Origin of the sequence: Aquimarina latercula DSM 2041, assembly GCF_000430645.1 — a bacterium.
GTDB classification, from domain to species: domain Bacteria; phylum Bacteroidota; class Bacteroidia; order Flavobacteriales; family Flavobacteriaceae; genus Aquimarina; species Aquimarina latercula.
Map to the genome: position 1 here is coordinate 351,169 of NZ_KE387186.1, position 26,623 is coordinate 377,791.

The following is a 26,623-nucleotide window of genomic DNA, read 5'->3' on the forward strand; positions in this document are numbered from 1 at the left end:
GGGGGAAGCTTGGGTATTAGTTTTTAGGAAAGAAATGAAGGATTTCATTTTTTAATCAAACAAAATGTTTATGGACAAAATTACAAAGAAAAATATACTGGGAAGTTTTGCTTCCCAGTACTATTATAACCTATTTTTATTCCTTTTGATAGGTGTAAAAATGTTTGACTATAATAATTTAAAATGGATTAAAGGCACAATGTCCATCAATACATATGTAGTCAGTTGCGCTACCAGTTTGACCTGTTGCCATCCAACACTCTCTAGCGGACTTACATTCGCCACCGAATTTACCTCCAAAGACTTTCTTTTGTTCTATTTTGTTTAAAGGCTTTCCTATGTTTAAAATTTGATTTTTCATAATAGATATTTAAAAATTATTTTACAGGGAATATTTATAGACACTCACCATTTATGTCTATTCTTTTATAGTTTTTAAACTAATTAGATAGAGGATCACTACCATCAGTACATTTGTCATTGCAGTCTACATAAACAGGATAAAATCCTCCAAATTTTTGTATTAAGCAGAAACATCTGGAAGAATCTCCTGAACCTCCTCCATTTCCTCCACCTCCAGGAAAACCAGCAATAGGATCTGTACCTCCTTTAATGAGTTTCTGATCCAATTTAGTTAAAGCTTTTCCTAGTTTTAAAATTGATTTTTTCATAATAAATATTTAAAAATTATTTTGCAGTGAACATTTTAAGACACTCACTGTATGTGCCTATTCTTTGCGAGAGAATTTATTTAAAGAGACGTTTGCTAATAATCTAAACGCTTTTTAAAGATTTTTTTGCTTGATAAATACATAAAAGAAGTAGATTCTACTTCTTTTATGTATTTTAAATAATCTGATGTTAACAAGAATGTCCACTACAGGTACAATGAGAAAAATCTGCACCATATAACTCCATTTGAAGTGCTATATGATATTGTCTATCTTCTTCCCTAATTCTACATAAATCTGAACAGTCAAAAAATGCGCGGCCTCCGTTAATTTCTTTTTGCGCTGATTTGTTTAAAGTTTTCCCCAGTTCTAAAATTGATTTTTTCATAATAAATATTTAAAAATTATTTTTGTAGTGAACATTTTAAGACACTCACTTTATATGTCTATTCTTCGCGAGAGAATATGTTTATGCAAAACCCCAGTTTGGGGTTTTGCTATTGATGCTATGCTAGTAGGTGAGTACTGATTCAGTATTGTAGCTTTCTTCTAAGTCTTCTATAAAAAATAGTAGATCTTTTCTTTCATATTCTTTTGGATAAGCCTTTCCGTTTATTAGTATTTCTGGGGTAAAATTTATACCATTATTAGTACACCATTCTTTTTCAGTATTCAAAACAGATAAACTAGCTTTTAAGTTATTAGTAACACCCCAAGTTTGGATCCATTTTTCAACGTTCTCTCCTTTATAAATAGCGCTCATTGCTTGTCGGCATATTTCTGGGCCTTGTGTATTATATAGCTCTACTAATCTACTTGTTACTTTTATTTGATTTGATTCTAAATGGTCCACATTAGTGTTAAAACGAACTATTATTCTAACATTATTCCCGTGTTGTTTTAAAATATTTTCAATAATTGTGTGTACTGGTTTACAATGTCCACAAAAGGGATTCGTAACAATTAGTAGTTCTAATTTGGAAGAAGCGTTTCCAAAAATTATTTCTTGCAAATTGTCTATGTTAGTATCTAATGTTGCAGACCTTTGGAGTAAACTGTCAAATAAAGTGTAATTTCTTTTAAATTTTAGATACGCTATTTTGTTTTTTTGTAGATCTTTTTGCTGTATAAAAATGGGTTTTAAATAATTCCAGATGGTGTACACGATAGTATAACTTAAAATGAATATGGCAATACTGTATACTGTAATTAAATTAGATGATTCAATATTGGAATAGCTAATGACAGATTGTACCCATAAAATGCCAACTATTGTTAAACATAGTAAACACCATTTTTTGATAATAGCATATTGGTAGTATATAGAGTATAATGTAATAATAGAAGCTAAAATGCTAATGAGATGAATCGTGTAAAAATTTGCGGTGAGTAATAAAGAAGTAAGAGTTAAGCCCGAAAAATACAGTAAACTTAGATCGCTTAGTTTATGACCTTTAAAAAGATTAGCTCCTTTAGAAGTTAAAACAGCATCACAATCTTTTTTTTCTGTATTTCCTGAGCAAAATGCATTTCCAATACTCGTTTTTTCTCCATTTTCTTGTTTTAGTATCACTAAACTAATTATAATCCCGAGTATAGATAATACGGTATGAACAAGATTAATTAATAGAGGTCGTTGATAAAATAACGCTATAAAAAACGAGACTGTAAGTACACCAAATAATAAGATTTCTTTTGTATTAGACGTTTTTACGGTTTTACTTTCATTTTTTTCATTTTCTACAGCTACTATAATTCCCGTAAATTTTTGTAAGAATTGTTCTTGAGAGACAGTTTCCTTTTCGTTATCCTTTGAAAGGATATTATAATCTTTTGTTTTTTTGTCTTTTTCAACAAATACTAGGTCTTTACCATTATTATCAAGATAGATCTGGGCTAAAAAATTATTAGGTAATTGTGCTAGTGTTTCTGAGTTTACGGGAACATCGGCTGCAATGTTCTCTATGTTAAAATGATCTAATACTCCAGTTATTGCATGTAAGCTTGGGTATGATGGATGACTTTGGATCTGAAAACTAAACTCTTTTTTATCAAAAGAAATTTTATTCTTTTTTAATAACCTTTGTGTAATATATATTAAACTGTCTTTCAAAATTTAGAATATTTACGAGACTGTTCAATAATGATTGAAATGTTACCCTTTTTTTTTCATAAAAAATAAAAATAAAACTAGAAGTAGTAAAAATGCGATTAGGTAATAAGCGTGAAAGCTACTATTGAAGGTTGGTTCAGTATCGCCTACTAGAATAAATGAGGCCCAATAATAAGGTGATTTTTCTGATAAGCTGTTTTCTGATAAGTATTTTCTCTTCGCATTGTTTAATGCTGAGACTTTTGACTGTTTGTCTTTTAAGTTAGAATAAAAATCTTGCATGATTGAGGAGCTTGTACCATCATTAATTTTCCAAATGGATGAAATAACCGAATTTGCACCAGAATAAAAGAAACCTCGGGTGAGGTTGAGCACTCCTTCTCCTTTTTTAACTTCCCCAAGATTTGTTTCGCAGGCACTTAAAACAACTAAATCAGCATTGTTTTTGTATGTATAGAGTTCGTGAAGTTCTAATGAATCTTTTGCGAAATAAATTACAGGTTTTTTGCTAGCATCAGCGTGTGTTGCTAAATGAATAATTTTAGAATCAATGCTACTGCTTAAGAAGTTGTTTTTAGACGCATTAACGTGCATATAACTTTGACTTGAAGTAAACATCTCATGAATCTGATTAATTTCATTTTCTGAATATGTTAAGGAGGGGAGTTTGGATAGATTAAAATGTACAGGCGCAAAAGAGGATAGTTCTTTAGTATACTTTCTTTGAATGTCTTTATTGAAATTTAGGAACGACAAGGAATACGCATAACTTAAGTCATGATCTTCTATAAGATACTTTAGTTTATTGTTAGTTGTCGTAAAAGCTTCGAAAGGTGTGTTTTGTAATTCATCATCAAGAATAACAATAAGATGCTTTTTATGAATACCTTTTTTGATCCTATCGGTTGGCATAAGATTATTATATAAAAGGTACGATGTCTTATAAAACTGGTGAAACTCCTTTTTGGTTCTTAATGGTTTCGAAATTACTTTTTTATACTTTTTTAACTGCTTTAAGGTTTCCTCTGAGTCTTCAACTTTAAAAGGAATAGTGACGGTTTTAGAGATAAATACACCTAAAATGGTTTTTTGGTTTATTTCATTCGTGTTGTCTAATATGCTATATGAAATAACAACACTTCGGTTGTCTAATTGTGCAATTGCATCTTCTAACGAAATCAGTTGTACTTTATTTTTGTTTTCGAAATAAGTGGGATACTTCTCTTGAAGAGAATCTTTAAAATTCTGATAGACAATCTTGAGGTTAAACAGAGAATCTTTTTTTTGAGATAGATTGCTATTTTTACTTTTGCTCTCTAATTCAAGGATTCTTTTTCTAAATTGTATTTGTTTGTTAATAATATGTTGAGGAAGGTTTACATTTTTAATATTAGCATTAATATCCTGAGTTAGAAGAAATGCTTTGTCTTCTTCTATAAACTGAAACATTAATTCTGAGTCCTTTAATAAATAGGCAATATAAACACCTAAATTAAAGATTTCAGAAACTTCTTCTCGCCATAGATATTTAGTTGCCGTTTCAGTGCTATAGTTTACAAGTAGTGTAACCAACTTATTGGCAAAATGAACCGTTTTAATACCTTCTAGTAAATGTTCATTATTATGCTCTTTTTCGTAAAGGCTTAATAATATTTTTGTTTTAGCTTTTAGGGCACTAATGATTGATCTTTGATCTTTAAGATCTAACAATTTTTTTATAGAAATTAAATCAAGATTGTCTGATGAAGTAACCCTTAAATTATGAGTTATAGATGTTTCTACTTGGGATAGTGCTTTATTGTATTCTAGTTTAGAGGTATAATAATCGGCTAAGTTTCTATAAGTTTCATAAGTGTCTGTTTTTTTTATCGAGTCATATCGTAAACTTTCTTTGAAAAAATAAAGGCAGCTATCATTTTTTCTTTTTAAATATAATTCTCCTATGTTTAAATATGTATTAGCTATTGTTAAACTATCATCTTCGGATAAAGAACTACGAAGGTTTTGGTTATAATAGTCCTTCGCTTTATTAAAATTGTACCTATGCGGCAATGCATATAGATTTGCGAAACCCGTGTTTAAACCATGAATATAACGGTTAAACCTATTAGTTTCTGGAGAGTTTTTGATGATACTATCTCCTTTTTTTAAATAATAAATTCCAAGATCAGTACTTTCTTTAGAATTCATTTTATTACAATTTTTAGAAAGCTGATTGTATTTTAAAACAAGACTTACTTCTGATCCGTGTTTCTCTAGAAGAGGTAAGCCTTTATTATAATAATTTATGGATTTATAATAATCTCCTTTTTCAAAATAACAATCCGCAATTTCACAATACGATTGGGCAACTTTTTTAGGGAATTTATTGGATTTAATCGCTTTGTTGTAGTATTCTATAGCCTTATCGTATTTTTCTTTTAAAAAAAAGAATTTGCCTAAATTATATAAACCATTAGTGTAATTACTATCATTGATGTTTAAGCTATCTAAAGTTGCTATCTCAATTTGACCATATTTTATGGCTAAATCATAATTTTTTTGATTCTTTTTAAAGAAAAAGGATAAACTGTGTGCTGTTTTAGCATAGAGCGTATCCCTTTTTAATATCGAATTAAGTATATGGTCTGCTTTTTTTTCTGTAATATCTTCAGTTAAGCTTAAGGATTTAATCTCTTGGTAGCTATATTGAGCATTTAGTTTTTGTACTAAAAGAACTGAAAAGAATAAAAAAAAAGTAAGTATATAAAACTTAAATTTTAAATACATTCTAAAAAATAATCAGATTATCACAGTTGATTATTTCAGTAGCATCTAAAAGACCACATTCACTAGCGGCTTCTGATAGTTGATCAACAGAAATGACAATAGGATTGAATTCTAAGTATAATGGTGGTGGTTTTTGCTCGTCTTCATCATCAGCTTCAAGCGGATCTCCATTTGTAGGTCTTAAAACTGTATTTGGAAATCTTAATATTTCTGTATTCGGGTTAGTGTTGCATTGCGTCACACTTTGAATGGTTACGTCAAAGTAATCTGCAAAACATATTCTTTTAGCTTCTTTTTTAGATTCTGGAAATCCCGGTTGATGAGTAATAAGAACTTCTGCATATGGAATGCCTGTGGCAGATTTGTTTTCGAACAATGATTCTGTTTTAGAGTTATCATTGTTGACAAGAAGTTCCTTTTGTTCACAACTGATTATACTGAAAAGAGCAAGTACTCCTAATAAAAATTGATTTTTCATTTTTTACTTTTTTTTTGATTTACTCCTCTGTTCAGAAAAATATATAATGTTACCCATGCGAAAGTATAAAATTTTACTTTTGCTTTACAAAAAAATAATAATGGGGAAGAATGTCTTGGACGCACTTATAGATGGTGATTCTAAAATTATCAATAAAGTTTACACAACAAATTTTCCTTTAGTAAAGAAATTTGTTTTGCAAAACAATGGTAATGAGGAGGATGCAAAAGATGTTTTTCAAAAGGCATTACTACAAATTGCAGTGCGGCATAGAAAAGAAGGTATTACTATCGAGACTAGTTTTGGTGGATATTTGTTTAAAGTTTGTAAAAATTTATGGAGGAGAGAGTTAAATAGTTACAAAAAGAGGGTAACAAATAAGGGTGTTATTGAACTGACAAGTGAGTATAGAGATTATTCATTAGCGGTTATGGAACAAAAACGACAGGAATTGTTAGTTGAAAAATTAGATAAAATTTCAGGCAATTGTAAAAATATATTGACACTTTTTTTTGCTAAAACACCTTATAAAGAAATAGTAGCAACTACTGAATATAATTCTGAATCTGCCGTTAGACAACGTGTTTTTAAATGTAAAAAGAAGCTAATAGAGTTAATTGAAAACGATGAAAGATATAAATCATTGATCGAAATATGAGTTTAGAAGAAGATATATTAATAGAACAGTTTTTAAGAGATGAACTTTCTGAAGAAGATAGAATTGATTTTCTAAACAGAATAGAAACGGATGATGAATTTAAAAAATCATACCTCTTGGAAAAACAGCTTTTTGAAGGCCTTAATGATAAAGATTGGAGTTACTACACTAAAAAGCAGACCAAAGAAATAGAAGAGTATGATATTTTGTTTAATGATTCGAAGACTCAGGAAATAAAGGAAAATATAGAAAAAGCATCATTCCAATATCAAAATCGAACGAATAGAAACATTTTTACCCTTTCATCTATAGCGGCTGTTGTAGTGGTAATAATTACATTTAGTATTTTCTTTTTTAATTCTTCTGTTACTACTGAAGAGCTTTATACAGAGTATATTATGAAAGAGAAATTGCCATCTCTTGTAAATAGGGGAGCGAATGTAGAGGAAAACAATTTAGTAGAAGCCGAAAGTGATTTTAAGAGCAAGAAATACGAAAGAGCGATCATATATTTAGATAAGGCCTTAGAAGAAGATAAAAAGAATAGTTTACTGTATTTGTATAAGGCAATATCTCATACTGAATTAAAAGAATATAACAAGGCTCAGGAAATATTAAATACTTTAATTGATAGCGATTTAGTTGACGGGGAAAAGGGGTATTGGTTTAAATCATTGGTGTTTTTGAAATCTGATAGAATGGATGAAGCAATTAAAAATTTAGAAACTATAGTACAGGATTCTCTTTACAATCAGAGTAAAGCAAAAGAATTATTGAATAAGTTAAATAAGAAATAAAAACATCTTCTTTTTTTAAGAAGAAAACAAGTCTTAATAAAAAACTGAATACCAGAAAATCTGATATTCAGTTGGAATAATATTTTAAATAAGACTCTTTATTTATTCTTTTTAGCTCTAATAGCAGCTTCTAGCATGTCCCACATTTGTTCCGGAACTTGATCAAGTAAATTAAATTGCCCAGCTCCTTTTAACCACTCTCCACCATCTAACGTGATTACCTCTCCATTGACATATGCAGAAAAATCGGATACAAGATATGCTGCCAGATTAGCTAGTTCTTGATGATCACCGACACGCTTAAGAGGTACTTTTTTAGCAAGATCAAACTTTTCTTTCATATCACCCGGTAAAAGTCTGTCCCAAGCTCCTTTAGTAGGAAAAGGTCCAGGAGCAATGGCATTAAAACGCATCCCGTATTTAGCCCATTCTACAGCAAGAGATCTAGTCATAGCCAGCACACCAGCTTTTGCAGTTGCACTTGGCACTACATAAGCAGAACCGGTCCAAGCATATGTAGTTACTATATTTAGAACATTAGTGTTTTGATATTTTGTATCTATCCAATGTTTACCAAATGCTAGTGTACAATTTTTTGTTCCTTTTAATACAATGTCAATGATAGTATCAAAGGCATTAGCGGATAAACGTTCTGTAGGAGAAATAAAGTTTCCAGCGGCATTATTTAATAGTATGTCTACGGTTCCAAATGCCTCTAAAACCTGATCTTTCATAGCTTCTACTTGATCATAATGTCTTACATCGCATTGAAGTGGGAGGCAAGTACCTCCAGTTTCTGATTCTAACTCTTTAGCCGTACCTTGTAATTTTTCAAGATTACGTGAAGTTATTGCTACTTTTGCTCCAAGCTCCATAAAATACTTGGTCATAGACTTTCCAAGTCCGCTACCTCCTCCGGTAACTACAATGTTTTTTCCTTCAAGCGCTCCATCTCGAAGCATTTTATCAGTATAGCTCATATGTTATGTATTATAATGTCTTTATTTTTGTGAAAGTTACAATTTATATTTAAAATACTATGCATGCATAGTATTTTAAATTTATTCAAACGTCGAAATTAAAATGTTAAGTATCGTAATTGCAGCATCACTAATTTTGGTTCCTGGACCAAATATAGCAACAGCGCCCTCTTGGAATAGAAAATCATAGTCATCTGGAGGGATAACTCCTCCGACAATTACCATAATATCTTCTCTTCCGTGTTTTTTTAACTCTGCAATAATCTGCGGCACAAGTGTTTTGTGTCCGCCTGCTAACGAAGAGACTCCAACGATGTGTACATCATTTTCTACAGCCTGTTTAGCGGCTTCTATTGGGGTTTGAAATAACGGGCCTATATCTACATCAAAACCTACATCGGCATAACTAGTAGCTACTACTTTTGCACCTCGATCATGGCCATCTTGCCCCATTTTTGCAATCATTATTCTTGGTCTTCGGCCTTCTAAATCAGCGAATTGATTTGCAAGTTCTCGAGCCTTATTAAAAGATTCGTCATTCTTTATTTCTTTAGCATACACTCCAGTAAATGATTTAATTTCTGCTTTATATCTTCCAAATTCTTTCTCAAGGGCATCACTAATTTCTCCTAAGGTAGCTCTTAATCGAGCAGCATTTACCGCTAAAGCTAATAAATTTTGTTTATCATCTTTGGCTGCTTCTGATAAATTATCAAGTGCTTCTCTTACAGCATTATCATCTCTTGATTTTTTGACATTTGTTAAACCTTCAATTTGTTGATTTCTAACAGCGTCATTATCTACTTTTAGAGTAGCAATATGTTCTTCCTCTTCTAGTTGAAATTTATTTACACCAATGATAACATCTTGTTCACTATCTATTCTAGCTTGTTTTCTGGCTGCAGCTTCTTCTATCCGCATTTTAGGAATTCCAGCCTCAATGGCTTTAGTCATTCCTCCTAATTCTTCTACCTCTTCGAGTAATTTCCAAGCTTTTTCTGCAATATCATTGGTTAATGATTCTACATAATAACTTCCTGCCCAAGGATCAACCGTTCTATTTATTTGTGTTTCTTCTTGAAGGTATATTTGTGTATTTCGAGCTATTCTAGCAGAGAAATCTGTTGGTAGAGCAATTGCTTCATCCAATGCATTTGTATGTAAACTTTGCGTTCCTCCAAAAGCCGCCGCGCTCGCTTCGATACAAGTTCTGGCTACATTGTTAAAAGGATCCTGGGCTGTTAGGCTCCATCCACTAGTTTGACAATGCGTTCTTAGCATCAGAGATTTCGGGTTTTTAGGGTTAAATTGTTTAATTAATTTAGCCCAAAGCATACGAGCAGCACGCATTTTAGCAATCTCCATAAAGTGATTCATTCCAATAGCCCAAAAGAATGATAGGCGAGGAGCGAAAGAATCTACATCCAGTCCTGCTTCGATACCTTTTCTGATATATTCTAATCCATCGGCTAGCGTATAAGCTAATTCTATATCACAGGTAGCACCTGCTTCTTGCATATGATAGCCAGAAATACTTATTGGATTAAACTTAGGCATGTTTTTAGAACAATATTTAAAAATATCGCTAATGATTCGCATAGATGGAGTAGGAGGATAAATATAAGTGTTACGAACCATGAATTCTTTAAGAATATCATTTTGGATAGTACCAGAAAGTAATTTTTGATCTACTCCTTGCTCTTCTGCAGCAACAATGTAAAAAGCCATTATAGGTAACACTGCTCCATTCATAGTCATAGAAACAGACATTTTATCTAGTGGTATCTGATCGAAGAGGACTTTCATATCCTCAACAGTATCGATAGCTACTCCTGCCATTCCTACGTCTCCAAATACTCTTTCATGATCGCTATCATATCCTCGGTGAGTAGCGAGGTCAAAAGCAACTGATAATCCTTTTTGACCCGCTGCTAAATTTCTACGGTAAAAAGCATTACTTTCTTCTGCTGTAGAAAAACCGGCATATTGTCTTATAGTCCAAGGTCTTCTTACATACATTGTAGAATACGGACCTCTTAAATAAGGAGGGATTCCTGCGGCAAAATTAAGATGCTCAAGATCTTTTATTTCTTCACCCGTATATTCCTCTTTTATTTCAATTCCTTCAGAAGTAATAAAGGTTTTGTTTTCCGAAGTAACTTTAGTTGTACTGGTTTCTTTTTGCAGTGTAATATGTTGAATATTTTTTCTGGTCATTTTAAAATTTCATTTTTTCAATCCAATTCTAAGTTACTTGTATTTGTGAATTACAAGTAACTAGTATCTATAAGGTACAAATTAGAGGATTATATCTTATTTTCATTGAAGAAAATCATTGCTAAAAATGTAAAATTACGGTTTTATTAATGATCTATTTTAGAAAATATAAAATATGTTAACTGTTTATGAAAGAATATTGCAATAATGTCTAACCAAAAGCTTTTTCAATAACCATTAGAATTGAATAATATATATCAAAAGCTATAAATTTCTTTATTTCGGCAGCTTTAATTTTTTTATCAGGGATGTAATAAATTCTTTGCGCTATTAAAGAAGTACTAACGTTTCCATCTTGTTCAAGTGTGCTGATTATATTTTGAAAATCATCACTATCACTATTATTTTTAAGACATTGAATTAATCCACCTCTGTAATTAAATATCAATATTTCTTCTTCTCCTTTTTTGGAAGGGTTTGTGTAGGGAGATGCTTTTTTCGTTGCCTCTTGATTTTCGTAATCACTTAGTTTTACCCAAATAGAGTTAGGATCACTAGATTTTTTTTTAAAGGTTCTCGCTAATTGGATAGAATTGTTAGATGGTAATTTTCTTAAATCCAGCGATAGACTTGCAACTTCTGCTAGAAAAGTTCGATACGTTTTTATAGAATCATTTCCGAATTTGTAGTGCGCAAATAAGTCTTTTTCGAAAGAATTAAAGGCTTTGGAATAAAGTCCACTGCTATCTACACTTAGACAATTGACACTACTTTGAGAGTGGCCAAATACCGTAATAAGTAAAAATGCTACTAAAGCGATTCTAGATCTAATCATTTGGGGCATCGATTAAGATTTAGTTTTGTTAATTATTTGTTAGTTAAATGTTAATTTCAACGAAAGTTAACAATAAATTATCAATTATTTGCGTTATACATAGTTTTTCTCTGTTTTTTCGCACAATCTTCTAGTGATAATTGGGTTTATTAACGTTTTTCTTATATTTTTTTCTTTAAATAAAGACTTTTGTAATGGTGGAATTACTTCTTTAGGATTTTTATAGGTATTAGCACCTGTTAAAATAATTTCCTCCTTATCAAAAAGTTCTTGCTCTTTATCTGCGCTTTCTTTTATTTTTTTCTGAATTGTTCCAGCTTTTAATTGCTTTAAATAACCACCACTTTCTTCAATATTCTTAAATAATGATAGGGCCTTATCCGCTAATTGATTCGTTAAGCTTTCAATATAATATGATCCAGATGATGGATTGTTTACAATATCAAAATAACTTTCATTTTTTAAGATCAACAATTGATTGATCGCTATTCTTGTTCCAAAATCATTTTCAAGATTATAAATATCATCATATCTTAAATTATGAATAATATCTGCCCCGCCTAAAACAGCACTCATACACTCCGTTGTTGTACGAAGCATATTTACATTATAATCTAAAATAGTTTTATTTCTGTGTGAAGGATGTGCGAATATATAACATTTTTTTAACATATTATATTCTTCGGATAAAGAATCCCATAATATTCTTAATGCTCTTAATTTTGCAATTTCAAAAAAATAATTTCCCCCAATCGCTACTTTAAAAATAACAGGTGTTTTAATAAAAGGATTGTCTTTTTTACTTTCAAAATAATTAAGGTACTCATTTACGTGAGCCATACCATATGCTAATTGCTGAATCATTGTAGCTCCCGCATTTTGCAGTATACTAAGGTCTACCGTGATGCTGCTTTTTAAATCAGGATTTTCCGAAACAATACTTTCTAATTTATTATGGTCATCTTTTAGGCTGTCGTACCAATTTCCTGTTTTCCCTAAGTTTCCAATGATATCGGTTAATAGGTGGATGGAAAGTTTAGATGTAAGAACATGGTTGTTTAACTTATTTGCATAATCCGTTGATAGGAATAAGGTTTCAATAAAGACAAATACATTAGGGGAAATATTGGATAGTAATGTCGCCGGGTTAATATTTTCATTGGTAATAATAAAATATAGACTCTCCGCTCCTTTTTTGATTGCAGTTAATGCAGTATTATTTCCTGTAGTTGCATCTTTAACTTCTATCTTTTGAGAATTTTTCCAGGTAGATGGGTGATTTACATTCTTCTGATTTGGAGTAATATCTTCTTCATTATAGAATGGTTTGACATCTATACCTTCATAAGATTTATATATTAGTGCTTCATTATAGTCAGCACCTTTTAAATCAAATTGAATTTTTTGTTTCCATTCTTTCGCAGAAACTTTATCGAAATCATTAAATAAAGTTTTAGTCATCGTTCTTTTTTTTAGGGATACTGTCTTCGTATTCGATAATGTAAATTTCTTCATTATCTCTTTTCATAAAATATTCTTCTCTTGCAAACTTTTCTAGTTCACCGCTATCTTTTAGAATTTTTATGTCCTTTTGATCTTTAACAATTTCCTTTTTATAATATTCTTTATTATCCTTTAATTCTTTAATTTCTTGATCCAATTCTCTATGAATAAGCCAAGAATTAGTGTCTAAAAATAGAATCCACACTACGAATACCAAAATGATAAGCACATATTTATTAAAAAATATGGCAAAAACAGGAATCAATGAAGGAGTATTCCTAAGCTTTTCGAAATAGCGTTGTAGCTTCAATTTAGATTAAAATATTTATTAGTTTATAAAGGTACAAAAGTTAATTCAAGCGTTCTTTCACTATAGTACGAACTATATCAATTACTACATTATTATAATTATTATTTGGAATAATTAGATCAGCAAATTCTTTTGTGGGGTCAATAAATTGTTGGTGCATTGGTTTTAGTGTGTTTTGATATCTATCTAAAACTTCTTCCATATCACGACCTCTCTCTGCAATATCACGTTTTAAACGACGAATTAAGCGTTCGTCACTATCTGTTTGTACATATATTTTAATATCAAACATTTCCCGTATTTTAGGGTTTGTTAGGATTAAAATACCTTCTACAATAATCACTTTACTAGGTTTGGTCAATATAGTTTCTTTAGTGCGGTTATGTTCCACAAAGGAGTAAACGGGTTGTTCAATAGTTTTTCCTTTCCTTAAAGCACTAAGATGTTCTCCTAATAATTCAAAGTCGATAGACTGAGGATGATCAAAATTAATTTTTGTTCGCTCTTCATATCTAAGATGACTGGTGTCTTTGTAATAAGAATCCTGAGATATGACACATACTTCATTTTCAGGTAATTCGTTAACAATTTGATTTACTACGGTTGTTTTTCCGCAACCAGTTCCTCCAGCTATACCAATAATTAGCATTCCCAATATTTTTTTGACAAATTTAGAAATACTTATTGAGTTATTAAGTTTTTGTGTAAGAGAGTTTTTATAACCTACATGATTAATGAAAAAAAATTATTGAGGATAGCAGATAATTCCAGAGGAAGAATCTTTCTTAGCACCAGTAACTGATTGTAGGCAGTTTACTTCATTTAGCTCCCTTAAAACTCCCATGAAGGCAAAAATTAATGCTTCTTTATAATCAATGACATTTTCTTCTGGTATAATGACAGTTGTGTAATTTTGTAATTTTTGTTTTAGGGTTTCTATTAAGAAGTCATTTTTTGCACCTCCGCCAGTTACTAAGATCGATGATTTTTTTTTCCCTGTGTTTTTTATTGCGTTTGTAATTTGTTCCGTTATATGATGAACAGATGTGTATAGCAGATTTTCGACAGGTTCATTGGACTTTTCTATAATTGGTACAATTTTATCTAAGAACCATTCATATCCAAGTGATTTTGGATAAGGACCTTTATAGTATGATAAGTCGTTTAGAGTATTGTATAATTCTTCGATTAGTTCCCCTGTTCTTGCTATTTTACCTCCATCATCATATTCAAGATCTATAGAATTGCAAATAAGATTTAATAACATATTAGCAGGAGAGATATCATAGGCTATTCTTTTTTCATCAAGATCAAACGAAATGTTGCTAATGCCTCCTAAATTAAGGCAAAAATCATATTCATTAAATAATAGTCGGTCTCCTATTGGGACTAAGGGTGCGCCTTGTCCGCCAAGAGCTACATCATTAGTTCTGAAATCATAAATTACTTTTAAATTAGAAGTATTAGCGATATGCTGGCCAGATCCAATCTGATAGGTTAATCCAATTTCAGGCTGATGAAAAACAGTATGCCCGTGACTAGAAATGAAATCTACAGCTATTGAATTCTTATTGATAAATTTTGCCACTTGTTTTCCTAGCCAGGTTCCATAGGTATTATGAAATGCTAGTAGATCCGTACTGGGAAGATCTACAGTGTTTTTTAATTTATTCTTAAAATCTTCAGAGTATGCTATGTTTTCTGTATTGACAATAGAAAATGTCCAAGAGCCCTCGTGTTTTTTTATGTGGCAATAGGCGATATCCAAACCATCTAGTGAGGTTCCGGACATTAATCCAATTACTTTATATGTTTTATAAAAAGTGGACATATAGGGATGCAAACTACCAAAATATTTTGAACAAAATCACTTTGACTAATTATATTTATTTATGTATTGCAGGTCAAGTTTTTCTGTATCGATTTCTAAGATTGCTTTGTTGTAGTAAAAATCTATAATCTCATTTTCTAGATAGTTCTTAATGTCGGTAACAGTTTTTTTTCCATAAAGAGAAAATATGTACGCTGCTTCAGCTTTTTTGAATTCTGTTATAAGATCATCGGGATTTTCTACAATATTAATGCCTTTATAGCCGTCAAATTTATTCTTCATCCATCGATGACTTGCTAATCTAACCAAACTTTTTCGTCGTTCTTCACTTAAATACTTTATTTCTTTTGTGTTTGTAGAATCTTCTTTCTTGATTCGATCTACTGCCGTTTTTGCTTTTATGTATTGTCTTTCGAGCTTAAAATCGATACGTTTCATATCTCTTTTAAGTTTTTCAACAACTTCGTAGAGCGCACCATTATACATGATTACGAATTTCTCATAATTATATAAGGCATCCAGAAACAAAATAGCTTTCTTTTTATATACTCTTGGAAAAGCTTGTTTTTTGGCGTCAATAAATAGTTCATTAAGTCCAACTTGAATTTCTTCAGGTATTCCAGAGAATTTTGGACTGTTTTTTATAGTTCTAAGTTGTGCAGTAATTTGTAACCTAGATCCTTTATATAAAATAGATTTGTATTTAAACCGATATCGATTAGGAGAAATGTCGTCTATTTCTTGATTATAGGCAGAGTAGCCTACTAGAAGTATAACAAAAAATAAGAAGGATTTCATAAATATTGATTTCTACACCTATATTTTAAAGTGCATATTTCTGATCTACAAAAGTAGTAACGTAAATTATGTAAATATTGTTATGTAAAAAAAGAGGTAGGATTGTTTTAGGTTATTAATTAGTTGTCTACACATCTAATATATGAATATTACTTTTTAATGCTTATAACTTCCTCTATAGTAACCATTTTTTGTTGTTTGTTACCCCAACTGTTCATAATATAATTCATAACATCGGCAACCTCTTCGTCCTCTAGTCCTAATGAAGTCATGGCGCTATTATATGATTCCCCATTAACTTTAATTGGTCCATTTAGTCCATATTTAATAGAGTGTATGCTTTCTTTACGCTTGTTAACTAGCCAATCGGAACCTGCTAATGGAGGGAAAATTTTGGGAGTTCCTTTTCCATTAGGTAAATGACATTGCATACAAAAATCCATATAGACTTCTTTGCCACGAGTAATACTTTTAGATAATTCTGTATCCTGATAATTTAAATTATTGACCGAAATATATGTTCTTGAAGGACTTTCTTGTTTTGCTATGATCGAAATACAAAATATTATAGAAAGTACTTCGAGAAATAAGATATGCTTGAATCGTTTTTTCATTTTATTTAATAAAATTATGATTTCGGAATTATTTTTATAATTCCTTTGTTTTCCACAGCAACATAAATATAGCCGTCAGGGCCTTGACGAACATTGCGAACTCTTCCGATATCTTCAATTATTTTTTTTCGTCTTATTACTTTGTTGCCATCTAATTCTACTAATTCTAAATATTGAAATTTTAGAGATCCTACTAAAAGATCATTTTTCCAATCTGGATATTTATCACTAGTTACAAAGTCCATTCCACTAGGAGCGATAGAAGGAACCCAATAATAAACAGGCTGTTCCATTCCTTCTTTACTAGTAATATCGGTAATTGTGGAGCCGCTATAATTAATTCCATAAGTAATAACCGGCCATCCATAATTGAAGCCTTTATTGATGATATTAATTTCATCACCTCCTCTAGGACCATGCTCATGTACCCAGATTTTGTCATTTGTTGGATGAATAGCCATTCCTTGAGGATTTCTATGCCCATATGAGAAGATCGCTTTTTTGCTACCATTCTCTTTTACAAAAGGATTATCTTTAGGAATGCTTCCGTCAGCATGGAGACGATAAATTTTTCCACCATCCTTGGTGATATCTTGCGGGTTTTCATCTCTATTTCCTCTATCTCCAATACTAAAATAAAGATAACCTTCTTTGTCAAACTCTATTCTTGATCCAAAATGATGGCCTCTCGTAGTATTTGGAGTTCCTTTGTATAGGTTTTCTATAGAGATAAGCTTGTTGTTTTCTAATTTAGCTCTAATAAGCGCGGTATGTCCTCCTTTTTCTGCTCCTTCTCTTGAGGAGTAAGTAATGTATAACCAACCATTTTTATCGTATTCTGGATGTATTTCGATATCTAATAACCCTCCTTGATTGCGATTATATACTTCTGGAACATTTTCGATTTTAGTTTTTGTTCCATTTTTATAATGGATTAATACACCACTTTTTTCAGTAATGAGCATACTTCCATCAGGAAGCCAAACCATTCCCCAAGGAATTTGTAAATCAGGAATGACAATTTCAGTAGTATAATTTTTTGGATCAGGATCAATTGAGATATCATTTTTCTTTTCTTGAGCGCAAGAGAAGAGAGTCGATAGCACTGCGGATATACAAAATAAAAGGTTGTTCATTGTTTTATTGTGATTTGCACTTGAAAATTACAAATAAAAATTATTTATATTCTATATTTTATGTTAATCCCTCCATACATATTGAAAGGCAATCCTGGATAAAAATATCTAGGTTGACTCCCTCCAAATCCCGTCGCATTGATCTGTAGTTGGGATGCATATCGTTTGTCTAAAATATTATTCATTCCGAGAAATAAATCAAAAGAAATATGCTTATTAATTAAATTTGCATACCCTATTTTTCCGTTTAGTAATTCATATTGATCGCTAAAAACTGTATTGCTATCGTTTGCTGGGATGCTACCAACAATCTGAAAATTTAGATTCCCATAGATTCCTTTTTCAGTTATATAATCTATTCCAAAATTAATAACATGTGATGGAGCTCCGGTAAGGTCATTACCAGAAAAATCATCATCGAGGTCTATAAAATCATCAAATTTATAATTGTTTAGTGTTCCACTTACTTGTAGGTTTAATTGTTTTTTTGATGATTTAATAAGTTGATAATTAATTGTTCCTTCAATTCCAGTATGAGTTGTTTTTCCTGCATTGATAGCAAAGAAATTGTCTTCTTCGGTTCTCCTCGTAACTAATAGATCTTTTACTTTTAAGGTGTATAAAGAAAAAGAACCGTAAAGTTTATTTTTCATAAGGTTATATCTAGTTCCAATTTCATAGTTCCATCCAATTTCTGGTTGTATTTCTGGATTGAACTCTCCATCTGGTAATAAAGTTTCAGAAGTAGTAGGAGTGGAAAATCCGTGGGCAATGTTTCCAAAAAAGATAACATTAGTATTCAATGCATAATTGACACCGATCTTGGGAGATACTATTGGATCAAATTCAAATTTCCCAGAGCTATCATCACCATCTTCTAAAAAATTATCTTCGACATTAAAAAATGTTTGATTGAGGTGTATTCCCGCATTGATTTTTAATTTATCTGTTATAGATAAATTTGATTCTACAAAAAGATTGTAATAGTTTCTTCTTTCATTTAGATTAGAAAGCTGATCTCCTAAGACACTGCCAGTTCCTGTTGGAAAATCTTGATATAGGTTGTCGAACGTTTTACCTGTATAGAAATCAAAAAATAGTTCTCCCCCAACGGTCCAATCCCATTTTTTATCAAATAGTCTGGAGTTATGTAGGACTCTGCTTCTAATTCCAACTGAATTAGATTTCTCTTCTAAAATATTAAAAGGTCTTGGCTCATAATTTTTTCTGAGTGAAGTAAATAGACTTGTATATTGTGAAAAAGATGCATTGTATTGATGTTTCCAAGAAAATCCAAATATTCCGTACGTAACATCTTCAAATGCCTGAGATTGCCCCCAAGTAAATGCTGCTTGTCTTGGATTATTTTCAAAATCATCTTGGTCTAACGAACTAGGAATACCCGCTTTTAGATCAACATAACTAGCAATTATCGAAAAATCATTTTTTTTTCCGAGGTATAAAGAAGAAGTTATAGTAGCTGTATTTCTGGTATATTGATTATTATCTCGATATCCATCAGAATGGTTGTTACTATATAAAACATTTATACTTGATCTTTTGCCTCCAATAGCTATTTTAGCAACATTTCTCACGAGTCCATAACTTCCTAAGGATGTTGATAGCGAAGTTTCTATACCTTTATTTGTAATAAGTTCAGGTTTTAATAGAATAGTACCACCTAAGCCAACACCATAACTACTAGATGATGGTCCTTTATGGATATCAATCCTAGAGATGGATCCTAACTCTAGATCTTCAATAGATGATTCTCCATTACCATCAGTTAAAGGAATATCTCCAAAATAAGTTCTGATATTGGCAGTACCGAATAAATTTCTCGCACCGATACCTCGGATAGTTATTCTATTTGTATTTAGAGTACCATTTTGCATAAGAACTCCAGGGACTTTATTAAGAATTGGATGTAGCTCAATCGTATTACCTCTATTAATGTCTTGTGTATTAAGAATAGTTATGGCATCTGTAGCATATTTTTTTTGTAAAGGAATTGATTGCGTGTTAATGAAAACTTCTTGTAATTCATTTACTTTAGTTTCGATAGGTATAATTAAATACTGTTTCTCTAGGGCTGTAATTATTTTACTTTGGTAACCTGTAAACGAAATTTCAATATTTCCAGAACTGATTATTTCGAATTTACCTAGTTCATTGGATAGTACTTTTTGACCTGTTTTTATATCTAATATGCTGGCATTACTAATCGGGAGTAATGTTATTTTATCTATAATCAGTCCAGAAATTTCTACTTGAGCTTGAATACTATAGGTAACGAAAAGGAAAAGAAGTAATATTGTTTTTCTCAAAAGGTGCAATTTTGATCAAATATCGGGAACTAATTATGTATTGGTTCTTAAAAATAACTTATAATTGCTGCTAAATCAAAAAATGAAATCAATTAAATAAGTTATTAAATGATTAGAAAAATAGTTTGTATTGTTTTTATAGCGTTCAGTTCGGTTTCTGTTGCTCAAAGAATTAAAATAGATAAGAAAAAACTAAACTTTTTAAAAAACGAAACTAGCATAGGTGTCCAGCTTACATTTCCGGAGGATATTACTTTTTTGAGTGATAATATATCTGAAGAAGAGTTTATAGTATATATGAAGGATAGGAGAAATAAAAAAGATCCAACGAAAGGGGATATGTGGTTAGCAGAATATAATAAAGCTAAACAAACAACTTGGAAGATTGATTTTTTAGATGGGATAAATAAAGCGTTAGAAGAGTATAGTGATTTAAGATTTGTGAAATCCGAAGAAAAAACGAATTATTTATTAATTATAGAAGGAGATTGGATTTACCCAGGTTATGGAGGTGGTGCAAGTGTTGGTAGAGAAGAAGCTAAGTTAGAAGTAACCTTAAAATTTGTTGATCCGTTAGATCCTGAGAATGTATTATATGCTACACAGACACCAAAAATTATAGGGAACTATGCATATGGAGAATTCGGAACAATTCTAAGAATTGGAGAATGTTATAAGAAATTAGGATATTTATTAAACCTTCAGTTTAAAAGAATTTTAAAATAATAGTAGGTTTTAATAAAAGAGTTTGTTTATATTTGCACCCGCAAAAAAGATAACCTTTTCGGGGTGTAGCGTAGCCCGGTTATCGCGCCGCGTTTGGGACGCGGAGGTCGCAGGTTCGAATCCTGCCACCCCGACAAAAAAAATCCAATCACTTCTGTGATTGGATTTTTTATTTTAAATAATCATATAATATTTCATTTTATTGTAGTATAACCTTCTCTTTTTAGCTTGTTATTCTTTTGATTATTAATTTTTTGAGTTTTAAAAGGTATTTCTGTGTCAATTCGCAAACTTGTTAAATAACACAAAGTATTTTATCATTTAGGAGCAAGAAACATTTAAAAAAAGTAATTTTTGATTAGGAAAAACCAAAAAAGTGGTTTTTTCCCCTAGTTGTTAATTGTTAAAAAAGGGTTTTTTCCCCTAAATTATTCATTTTTTTATTGTTTATTACTTGTATTAAATGATTTTATTTGTAGTACGAAAACTTTTTTTCGTGTTAAAACGTGTTAAAAAAAATGTTAAATGCATAAAAAAGCGATGAAATACACGTTTTTTTAACATAACGTAAAACTATTGCGGTTTTACCGCAAACAACTAAACCGTGATTCATTTACTTTTACAATGCGCTGGTAATCAGAGCTCAATACTAGTGCAAACGATGCGATCTTCAGGAAGCCCCAGAAGAAATACGAACCATTAAGAGTAAGAAATAACGTTTTTTAAAAAAAGAACAAAAGATTATTCTAGAGTACTTTGTTAAACCGTTTATCATAAGTTTTATAAGGTACATCCAAATCTAAAAATACAATGACTAAAAAGACAGGAATTATTATTCCAGCCTATAATGAATATTATAGATTGGACAAGGAGAAGTTTTGCAATTTTTTAACCAATCACGATGATTATTATTTATGTTTTGTAAACGATGGGAGTACAGATGATACTTCTAGAATGTTACATCAATTGAAAAAGACTAATGAAAAAAAGATTCACGTAATAGATTTAGAGAAAAATCAGGGTAAAGCTACCGCTGTTCAAACAGGAGCAAACTATCTAAACTCTTTACCATTTATTGATAATGTAGCATTTTTGGATGCAGATCTTTCTACCTCTCTAGAAGAATTAGATAAGTTGGTACAAAAACTAAATAGTGAGAGTAAACTATCAATGGTTTTTGGTTCTAGAAAAGCGGATGATTCCGATGATATAAAAAGAAGTTTTACAAGAAAGGCATTGTCCAATTTTGTAGGATTTTTTATTCAATTTATTTTACAATTACCGATAAAAGATACGCAGTGCGGAGCAAAAGTTTTCAAAAAAGAAATCATCAAAAACATTTATCATAGAAAGTTCATTAGCAAATGGTTGTTTGATATAGAAATTTTTCTAAGACTTAAAAAACATATCGGATTAAATGATTTGCTGAATACTATAAGCGAAGAACCTTTGGATAGTTGGATAGAAGTAGAAGGTTCTAAAATTACTTTAAAAGATTCTTTTTTGATTCCCCTTAATCTGATTCTTATCTGGATTAATTATGTGAATATTTTTAAAAGGAAAAACAGGCCTGTTTTACAACCTATTTTTAATCAAGAAAAAGAAATGTCTATGGTTAAATAACTACTTTGTTTATTGTTAAAACCTCAATAAAAATAAGGTGCGATATTAATGTTAAGAGCACTCTTGTTATAACTATGTCAAAAAATATTTAAGTGCTGTGTATTCATGAAGTTTGATAGAAAATAATATTTAAGACCTTGACAAAACAACTTTATCTCCAATGAAAAAAACTTTACTATTTATATTATTACTTGTTACTGTAAAATTTTCATACGCTCAGCTTCCTTTTGATTGTGATGAAGCTAAATTTTATCAAGTAATTTCGGGATCATTACGATCTTATGATCCTGTGACAGGAACCTATTCTGAACCACTACATACGACACCTAGTTATAATGCTGGAGGTTATAATGTGGTTGATGATTTTTTATATGCTATTAGAAGTAATGATAAGCATTTATTGCGAATTGGTATAGATCAAGTAATTGATCTAGGAGCCGTTGCCTCTAATGGAGGTGTTAGTTTTGGTGGAGGTTATGCTGCAGATGTTGATGATGAGGGTAACTTATGGGTTTTCCAGAATGCACAAGGAAGGCAGTCTTTTCATAAAATTGTTAATCTTCAGAGTTATGATGGGTCAACATCGCCAACTTTCGAAATAATAGTGGCGAATCAGGCTTCTCCCAATACGTGTGCAGATATTGTTTTTATAGATGGAGATCTTTATGGAGGTAGTAAAGGAAAAGTTTATAAATGGGATTTGTCATCATCGACTCCGGTTTTTAGTTCTAAAACAGTAACAGATTTACCTAATGATACTTTTGGAGCTTGTTATACAGATACTAGTAATAGATTGTATGTGTCCAGTAATAAAGGAGGTTTGCATTTAATTAATGAATATGAGGGTGTATCACCTTATGCTACGCTATTAAATAATACAGATGTAACCAATCAGAATGATGGTTTTAAATGTGCAGCAGGTGTTTCGCCAATTGATGCAGATGGAGATGAGGTATTAGATCCTTTTGATAAAGATACTGATGGAGACGGGATACCTGATGTTGTAGAAGGAGGGGGAATAGATCCATATGGGGATGATGATAACGATGGGATTTTTAATTACTTAGATCCTGATTTTGGTAATACTTGTAATAGTGGAGTTTCTTTAGCCTTTGATATTGATAGAGATGGTATTCCTAATGCGTTAGATTTAGATAGTGATAATGACGGGATTTATGATATTGTAGAGGCAGGTCTCGGAGATTATGATACTAATGGTGATGGTTTGTTTAATAGTGAGGATACCGGTTTTCAAGATTCTGATTTGGATGGTATAGCAGATGTAGTTGATGTTGATCAAACAGGAGTTGCATTTTTTCCAGATGACGCTGATGGAGATTTAATTTATGATCCTTACGATATTGATGCAGATCAAGATGGAATTATAGATCTTATAGAAGGACAAAACCGTGAAACCTTTGTTTCTTTATCGGGATTGGATCAGGATAGAGATGGAGTAGATGACTCGTTTGATCCTGATCAAGGCGGAACTCCTCAGGGATATATAAATACTGATAATACCGATACTCCGGATTTTCTTGATACAGATTCAAATAATGATGGAGTTTTAGACACTGTAGATGCTTATGATACCAATAATGATGGTGTAGCAGATACCGTTTTAGCTAATAGCGATTTTGATCAGGATGGACTTGATGATGGTTTTGATATAAAAGAAACTGTTTTTGACTCAGAAAATGGAGATCAAACACCAAGCAGTTTTCCTGTGGCTAGTACAGGAGAACGATATCAATATTTGGGGACATTTGATGTCGATGGTGTACCAGATTATTTGGTAGCAGATATTACTATAGATTCTGGCCTTTTAACCAAAATTGATACCGCATTACCAGAGGGAGATTCTGTAGTAGATTTAAATCCTAATTATATATATGGAGGTTATGATACTGATATTATATTAGAGCAAGCTACAAATGTTGCGATCACTTTTATTAATGAAAATACACTATATGAAAATATCTTAGGGTATTATACATACAATACAAATTTACCGTTAACAAAGGCTCCAGAACCAGAAGATATTACTGTGATCTTACCTAATTCTTCTGCTTCAGGAAGTGGTGGCGGATTGATTACAGGTAATACAGTTGATCTGGGAAGTTTTCCAGCTAATACAGGAATTGGATGGGTTTTATTGGTAGATGCTTGGGATAATAGTAGTATAGATGAAGGAATTTGGCAATTGTATTCTCAGACTGAGTTTAATCCAGAATGTGATGAGTCATTACGACCACATAACATATTACTAAAAGATGATGCAAACGAAGCAGTTGTATTAGGATTTGAAGATGAAAGAAGGGACTATCCGAGCGTTGATAATGATTTTAATGATATACTATTTTATATTACCGCAGATCAATATTCTGCTATCAAAACAAGTAATATAATTGATTTGGAAGAAGAAAGTGAGGTAACTTCAGCCAATGATGGTGGATTAGAAAGTAATGGAGATTTAGCTACTTTAATAGCAAAAAGAAATTTTACTAGATCAAAAACTAATGAAGTTAACAATAAAAAGAAATTACAAAAAGAGTTTAAACCAGGCCGTATATCCTATAAAACAAGAAATAATGATGATTTAAGCATTTACTTTCCACAAACAGGAGCGGCTGGAACAGAAACTTCTTATGTTTCTACACCAGAGGATTTAATAGGTATAACAAATGCATCTTCTGTGTTTTCGATTGATTATTATAATAATGAAAGTAGAGTTGGCGCGGGTCTAGCGACCGTAACAAGTGGGACAATTTATGATCATTCTAAAACAATTTGTGACCGATTAAATGGTTCAGTTGTAGAGGATATAAGAACCCTTAGCGTTCGAGACTATGTTTTGGTAAATACTAAGATAAGAAGGCCTTCGGGAGAATTAGAACAAGCGCTACATTTTTCAGTGAGAATAGATGAGTTTCAAAATGAATTGTATAGTCTTTGGAATATTGATCAATATCCAGAAGGAGACTATTTGAACTTCCAAATTTGGGGAGGTTCTATTCCACAAGTAGTAAATATAGCGAATACCATTATCGATAAACTTTTAGAAGATAAAGGTTTGGGTAAGATGTTTATCCCATCTAATATTCCAGAAGTATTTGTGCAAAAAGGATATTATAAAGATGGAAAGTTGATTCTTGATATAGTGAATAAAAATCAAGTCGATCAATTTGATTTTAGAGGGAATAAAAGAGTTACAGAATTATCCAATGAAGAATTAATGATCTCATCAATTTCATTGTCTGGATCTTATCAAGAGACCATCGTTATAGATACTGGATATTTATTTGATATTGGATTTGCGGTTACCGTTAATGATAAAACAGATGCTTTATATCTTGCCGATGGACCTTGGGGTCTTGATTATAACTCGGAAGGAGTGGATGTAACCAATTTCGAAATTGTAAAAGAGGAAATTACAGAAAATGATAGTGATGATTATTTGATAGAAAGAGACGTAATGGTACAAGGTTCTGTAAAAGAAACACTAAATATATTTAGAAGTGTACTGGGTGGAGATTTAACATTGAATGTGTCAGAATACAATGAATTGGAATTTGAATTACAAGCGAATACAGAAGTAGAAGTTATTCTTGTAAATAAGGAATTAGCGGATTGGGAGAATAGGTTACGATATATTATTTCTGGAGATGGAAATATGCAAACATTTAATATACCGTTTTCGGAGTTTACAAACCCTAATGGAGATAATGGAACTCAATTACAGGATATTAGAAGTATTGTTTTTTCTATACAAGGTAATTATGTAGACTTTTCTTCATTTGACGTAAGTGTTTCTAACCTAGCATTTACTACAAGTCAAGAAATAGATCAAACTGATGATGAAATAGAAGAAGAATCGATTAACCAATTAGTAACTTACCCAAATCCATTTAGACAATCTACTAATATAGCATTTCCAAATGCCCATAAAAAAGTAAATCTAAGGGTTGTTGATGTACTTGGAAAAGTAGTACAAGAAGAATCAGAAAATTCAGTTGATCCATTTAATACAATAACTTTTATACCTAAAAATTTAAGTCCAGGAGTATATAGATATATTGTTATTGGTGATCAATCAACCAGATACGTTGGCAGTTTTATGATTTATTAAACGTATTAATTTACCGATTAATCTTGTTAATAAAAAAATAAAAAGATCACTTACCCTAAAGTAATAATATTTAGAGTAGGTGATCTTTTGCATCTGTATTGAATTTAG

General features: G+C 31.1%; 22 protein-coding genes and 1 tRNA gene. 6 read left to right on the forward strand and 17 right to left on the reverse strand.

Features of this window, described 5'->3' with window-relative positions:
• Nucleotides 1-178: 178 nt before the first annotated feature.
• From H526_RS0126185 to H526_RS0126210, 6 genes are all read right to left on the reverse strand, one after another.
• Complete coding sequence (locus H526_RS0126185) at nt 179-361, reverse strand: hypothetical protein (RefSeq protein WP_027395656.1); 183 nt, start codon at nt 359-361, stop codon at nt 179-181.
• 79 nt (nt 362-440) lie between these two features.
• Complete coding sequence (locus H526_RS0126190; protein WP_027395657.1) at nt 441-671, reverse strand: hypothetical protein; 231 nt, start codon at nt 669-671, stop codon at nt 441-443.
• Between the two features lie 190 nt (nt 672-861).
• A complete protein-coding gene (locus tag H526_RS0126195) occupies nt 862-1,059 on the reverse strand; it encodes a hypothetical protein (protein WP_027395658.1) in 198 nt (65 codons plus the stop codon).
• Nucleotides 1,060-1,182: 123 nt separating this feature from the next.
• Nucleotides 1,183-2,784, reverse strand: a complete 1,602-nt coding sequence (locus H526_RS0126200) for a vitamin K epoxide reductase family protein (protein ID WP_027395659.1) — start codon at nt 2,782-2,784, stop codon at nt 1,183-1,185.
• Between the two features lie 42 nt (nt 2,785-2,826).
• A complete protein-coding gene (locus H526_RS0126205) occupies nt 2,827-5,553 on the reverse strand; it encodes a CHAT domain-containing protein (RefSeq protein WP_027395660.1) in 2,727 nt (908 codons plus the stop codon).
• Between the two features lies 1 nt (nt 5,554).
• A complete protein-coding gene (locus tag H526_RS0126210; protein ID WP_027395661.1) occupies nt 5,555-6,031 on the reverse strand; it encodes a hypothetical protein in 477 nt (158 codons plus the stop codon).
• 55 nt (nt 6,032-6,086) lie between these two features.
• On the opposite strand from H526_RS0126210, the gene H526_RS0126215 reads away from it, so the two are divergent.
• Entirely contained in the window at nt 6,087-6,689 is a 603-nt protein-coding gene (locus H526_RS0126215) for an RNA polymerase sigma factor (protein ID WP_245591241.1), read from the forward strand.
• Nucleotides 6,686-7,486: a tetratricopeptide repeat protein gene (locus H526_RS0126220; protein ID WP_027395663.1), complete on the forward strand. Its 801-nt coding sequence runs from the start codon at nt 6,686-6,688 to the stop codon at nt 7,484-7,486. Before H526_RS0126215 ends, H526_RS0126220 begins: the two co-directional genes overlap by 4 nt.
• A gap of 98 nt (nt 7,487-7,584) precedes the next feature.
• On the opposite strand, the gene H526_RS0126225 is transcribed toward H526_RS0126220, so the two are convergent.
• The 11 genes from H526_RS0126225 to H526_RS0126275 form a co-directional block, all read right to left on the reverse strand.
• Nucleotides 7,585-8,466, reverse strand: a complete 882-nt coding sequence (locus tag H526_RS0126225; protein WP_027395664.1) for an SDR family oxidoreductase — start codon at nt 8,464-8,466, stop codon at nt 7,585-7,587.
• An 81-nt stretch (nt 8,467-8,547) separates the two neighbouring features.
• Nucleotides 8,548-10,683 (reverse strand): methylmalonyl-CoA mutase, encoded by a 2,136-nt coding sequence (gene scpA, locus H526_RS0126230; RefSeq protein ID WP_027395665.1) that lies wholly within the window; start codon nt 10,681-10,683, stop codon nt 8,548-8,550.
• A 211-nt stretch (nt 10,684-10,894) separates the two neighbouring features.
• Nucleotides 10,895-11,518: a hypothetical protein gene (locus H526_RS0126235; RefSeq protein WP_035086708.1), complete on the reverse strand. Its 624-nt coding sequence runs from the start codon at nt 11,516-11,518 to the stop codon at nt 10,895-10,897.
• A 93-nt stretch (nt 11,519-11,611) separates the two neighbouring features.
• On the reverse strand, nt 11,612-12,979 hold the full coding sequence (locus tag H526_RS0126240; protein WP_027395667.1) for a methylmalonyl-CoA mutase subunit beta: 1,368 nt from the start codon (nt 12,977-12,979) through the stop codon (nt 11,612-11,614).
• On the reverse strand, nt 12,972-13,331 hold the full coding sequence (locus H526_RS0126245; RefSeq protein WP_425387512.1) for an FtsB family cell division protein: 360 nt from the start codon (nt 13,329-13,331) through the stop codon (nt 12,972-12,974). Before H526_RS0126245 ends, H526_RS0126240 begins: the two co-directional genes overlap by 8 nt.
• Before the next feature lie 40 nt (nt 13,332-13,371).
• Complete coding sequence (gene udk, locus H526_RS0126250; RefSeq protein ID WP_027395669.1) at nt 13,372-13,980, reverse strand: uridine kinase; 609 nt, start codon at nt 13,978-13,980, stop codon at nt 13,372-13,374.
• Nucleotides 13,981-14,076: 96 nt separating this feature from the next.
• Nucleotides 14,077-15,162 (reverse strand): anhydro-N-acetylmuramic acid kinase, encoded by a 1,086-nt coding sequence (locus H526_RS0126255; RefSeq protein WP_027395670.1) that lies wholly within the window; start codon nt 15,160-15,162, stop codon nt 14,077-14,079.
• Nucleotides 15,163-15,207: 45 nt separating this feature from the next.
• Complete coding sequence (locus H526_RS0126260; RefSeq protein WP_027395671.1) at nt 15,208-15,960, reverse strand: hypothetical protein; 753 nt, start codon at nt 15,958-15,960, stop codon at nt 15,208-15,210.
• Nucleotides 15,961-16,109: 149 nt separating this feature from the next.
• Nucleotides 16,110-16,574, reverse strand: a complete 465-nt coding sequence (locus H526_RS0126265) for a c-type cytochrome (RefSeq protein WP_081415709.1) — start codon at nt 16,572-16,574, stop codon at nt 16,110-16,112.
• A 14-nt stretch (nt 16,575-16,588) separates the two neighbouring features.
• The gene (locus tag H526_RS0126270; protein ID WP_035086709.1) at nt 16,589-17,710 is read right to left on the reverse strand and encodes a PQQ-dependent sugar dehydrogenase; all 1,122 of its coding nucleotides are present in this window, start codon (nt 17,708-17,710) and stop codon (nt 16,589-16,591) included.
• 44 nt (nt 17,711-17,754) lie between these two features.
• Nucleotides 17,755-20,037: a TonB-dependent receptor domain-containing protein gene (locus H526_RS0126275; RefSeq protein ID WP_027395674.1), complete on the reverse strand. Its 2,283-nt coding sequence runs from the start codon at nt 20,035-20,037 to the stop codon at nt 17,755-17,757.
• 108 nt (nt 20,038-20,145) lie between these two features.
• On the opposite strand from H526_RS0126275, the gene H526_RS0126280 reads away from it, so the two are divergent.
• From H526_RS0126280 to H526_RS0126295, 4 genes are all read left to right on the forward strand, one after another.
• Nucleotides 20,146-20,763, forward strand: coding sequence for a hypothetical protein (locus tag H526_RS0126280; protein ID WP_027395675.1), 618 nt, complete (start codon nt 20,146-20,148; stop codon nt 20,761-20,763).
• 59 nt (nt 20,764-20,822) lie between these two features.
• Nucleotides 20,823-20,897 (forward strand) — tRNA-Pro (locus tag H526_RS0126285).
• A 676-nt stretch (nt 20,898-21,573) separates the two neighbouring features.
• The gene (locus tag H526_RS30270) at nt 21,574-22,386 is read left to right on the forward strand and encodes a glycosyltransferase (RefSeq protein ID WP_051336367.1); all 813 of its coding nucleotides are present in this window, start codon (nt 21,574-21,576) and stop codon (nt 22,384-22,386) included.
• Nucleotides 22,387-22,546: 160 nt separating this feature from the next.
• Nucleotides 22,547-26,515: a DUF6923 family protein gene (locus H526_RS0126295; protein ID WP_027395676.1), complete on the forward strand. Its 3,969-nt coding sequence runs from the start codon at nt 22,547-22,549 to the stop codon at nt 26,513-26,515.
• The last annotated feature ends 108 nt before the right edge of the window (nt 26,516-26,623 follow it).

Coding starts and splice junctions, on each gene's coding strand:
- scpA (WP_027395665.1), bottom strand. CDS start 10,683: ATGACCAGAAAAAATATTCAACATATTACACTGCAAAAAGAAACCAGT.
- H526_RS0126235 (WP_035086708.1), bottom strand. CDS start 11,518: ATGATTAGATCTAGAATCGCTTTAGTAGCATTTTTACTTATTACGGTA.
- H526_RS0126205 (WP_027395660.1), bottom strand. CDS start 5,553: ATGTATTTAAAATTTAAGTTTTATATACTTACTTTTTTTTTATTCTTT.
- H526_RS0126240 (WP_027395667.1), bottom strand. CDS start 12,979: ATGACTAAAACTTTATTTAATGATTTCGATAAAGTTTCTGCGAAAGAA.
- H526_RS0126260 (WP_027395671.1), bottom strand. CDS start 15,960: ATGAAATCCTTCTTATTTTTTGTTATACTTCTAGTAGGCTACTCTGCC.
- H526_RS0126280 (WP_027395675.1), top strand. CDS start 20,146: ATGATTAGAAAAATAGTTTGTATTGTTTTTATAGCGTTCAGTTCGGTT.
- H526_RS0126295 (WP_027395676.1), top strand. CDS start 22,547: ATGAAAAAAACTTTACTATTTATATTATTACTTGTTACTGTAAAATTT.
- H526_RS0126255 (WP_027395670.1), bottom strand. CDS start 15,162: ATGTCCACTTTTTATAAAACATATAAAGTAATTGGATTAATGTCCGGA.
- H526_RS0126220 (WP_027395663.1), top strand. CDS start 6,686: ATGAGTTTAGAAGAAGATATATTAATAGAACAGTTTTTAAGAGATGAA.
- H526_RS0126195 (WP_027395658.1), bottom strand. CDS start 1,059: ATGAAAAAATCAATTTTAGAACTGGGGAAAACTTTAAACAAATCAGCG.
- H526_RS0126215 (WP_245591241.1), top strand. CDS start 6,087: ATGCGAAAGTATAAAATTTTACTTTTGCTTTACAAAAAAATAATAATG.
- H526_RS0126185 (WP_027395656.1), bottom strand. CDS start 361: ATGAAAAATCAAATTTTAAACATAGGAAAGCCTTTAAACAAAATAGAA.
- H526_RS0126210 (WP_027395661.1), bottom strand. CDS start 6,031: ATGAAAAATCAATTTTTATTAGGAGTACTTGCTCTTTTCAGTATAATC.
- udk (WP_027395669.1), bottom strand. CDS start 13,980: ATGCTAATTATTGGTATAGCTGGAGGAACTGGTTGCGGAAAAACAACC.
- H526_RS30270 (WP_051336367.1), top strand. CDS start 21,574: ATGACTAAAAAGACAGGAATTATTATTCCAGCCTATAATGAATATTAT.
- H526_RS0126270 (WP_035086709.1), bottom strand. CDS start 17,710: ATGAACAACCTTTTATTTTGTATATCCGCAGTGCTATCGACTCTCTTC.
- H526_RS0126225 (WP_027395664.1), bottom strand. CDS start 8,466: ATGAGCTATACTGATAAAATGCTTCGAGATGGAGCGCTTGAAGGAAAA.
- H526_RS0126190 (WP_027395657.1), bottom strand. CDS start 671: ATGAAAAAATCAATTTTAAAACTAGGAAAAGCTTTAACTAAATTGGAT.
- H526_RS0126265 (WP_081415709.1), bottom strand. CDS start 16,574: ATGAAAAAACGATTCAAGCATATCTTATTTCTCGAAGTACTTTCTATA.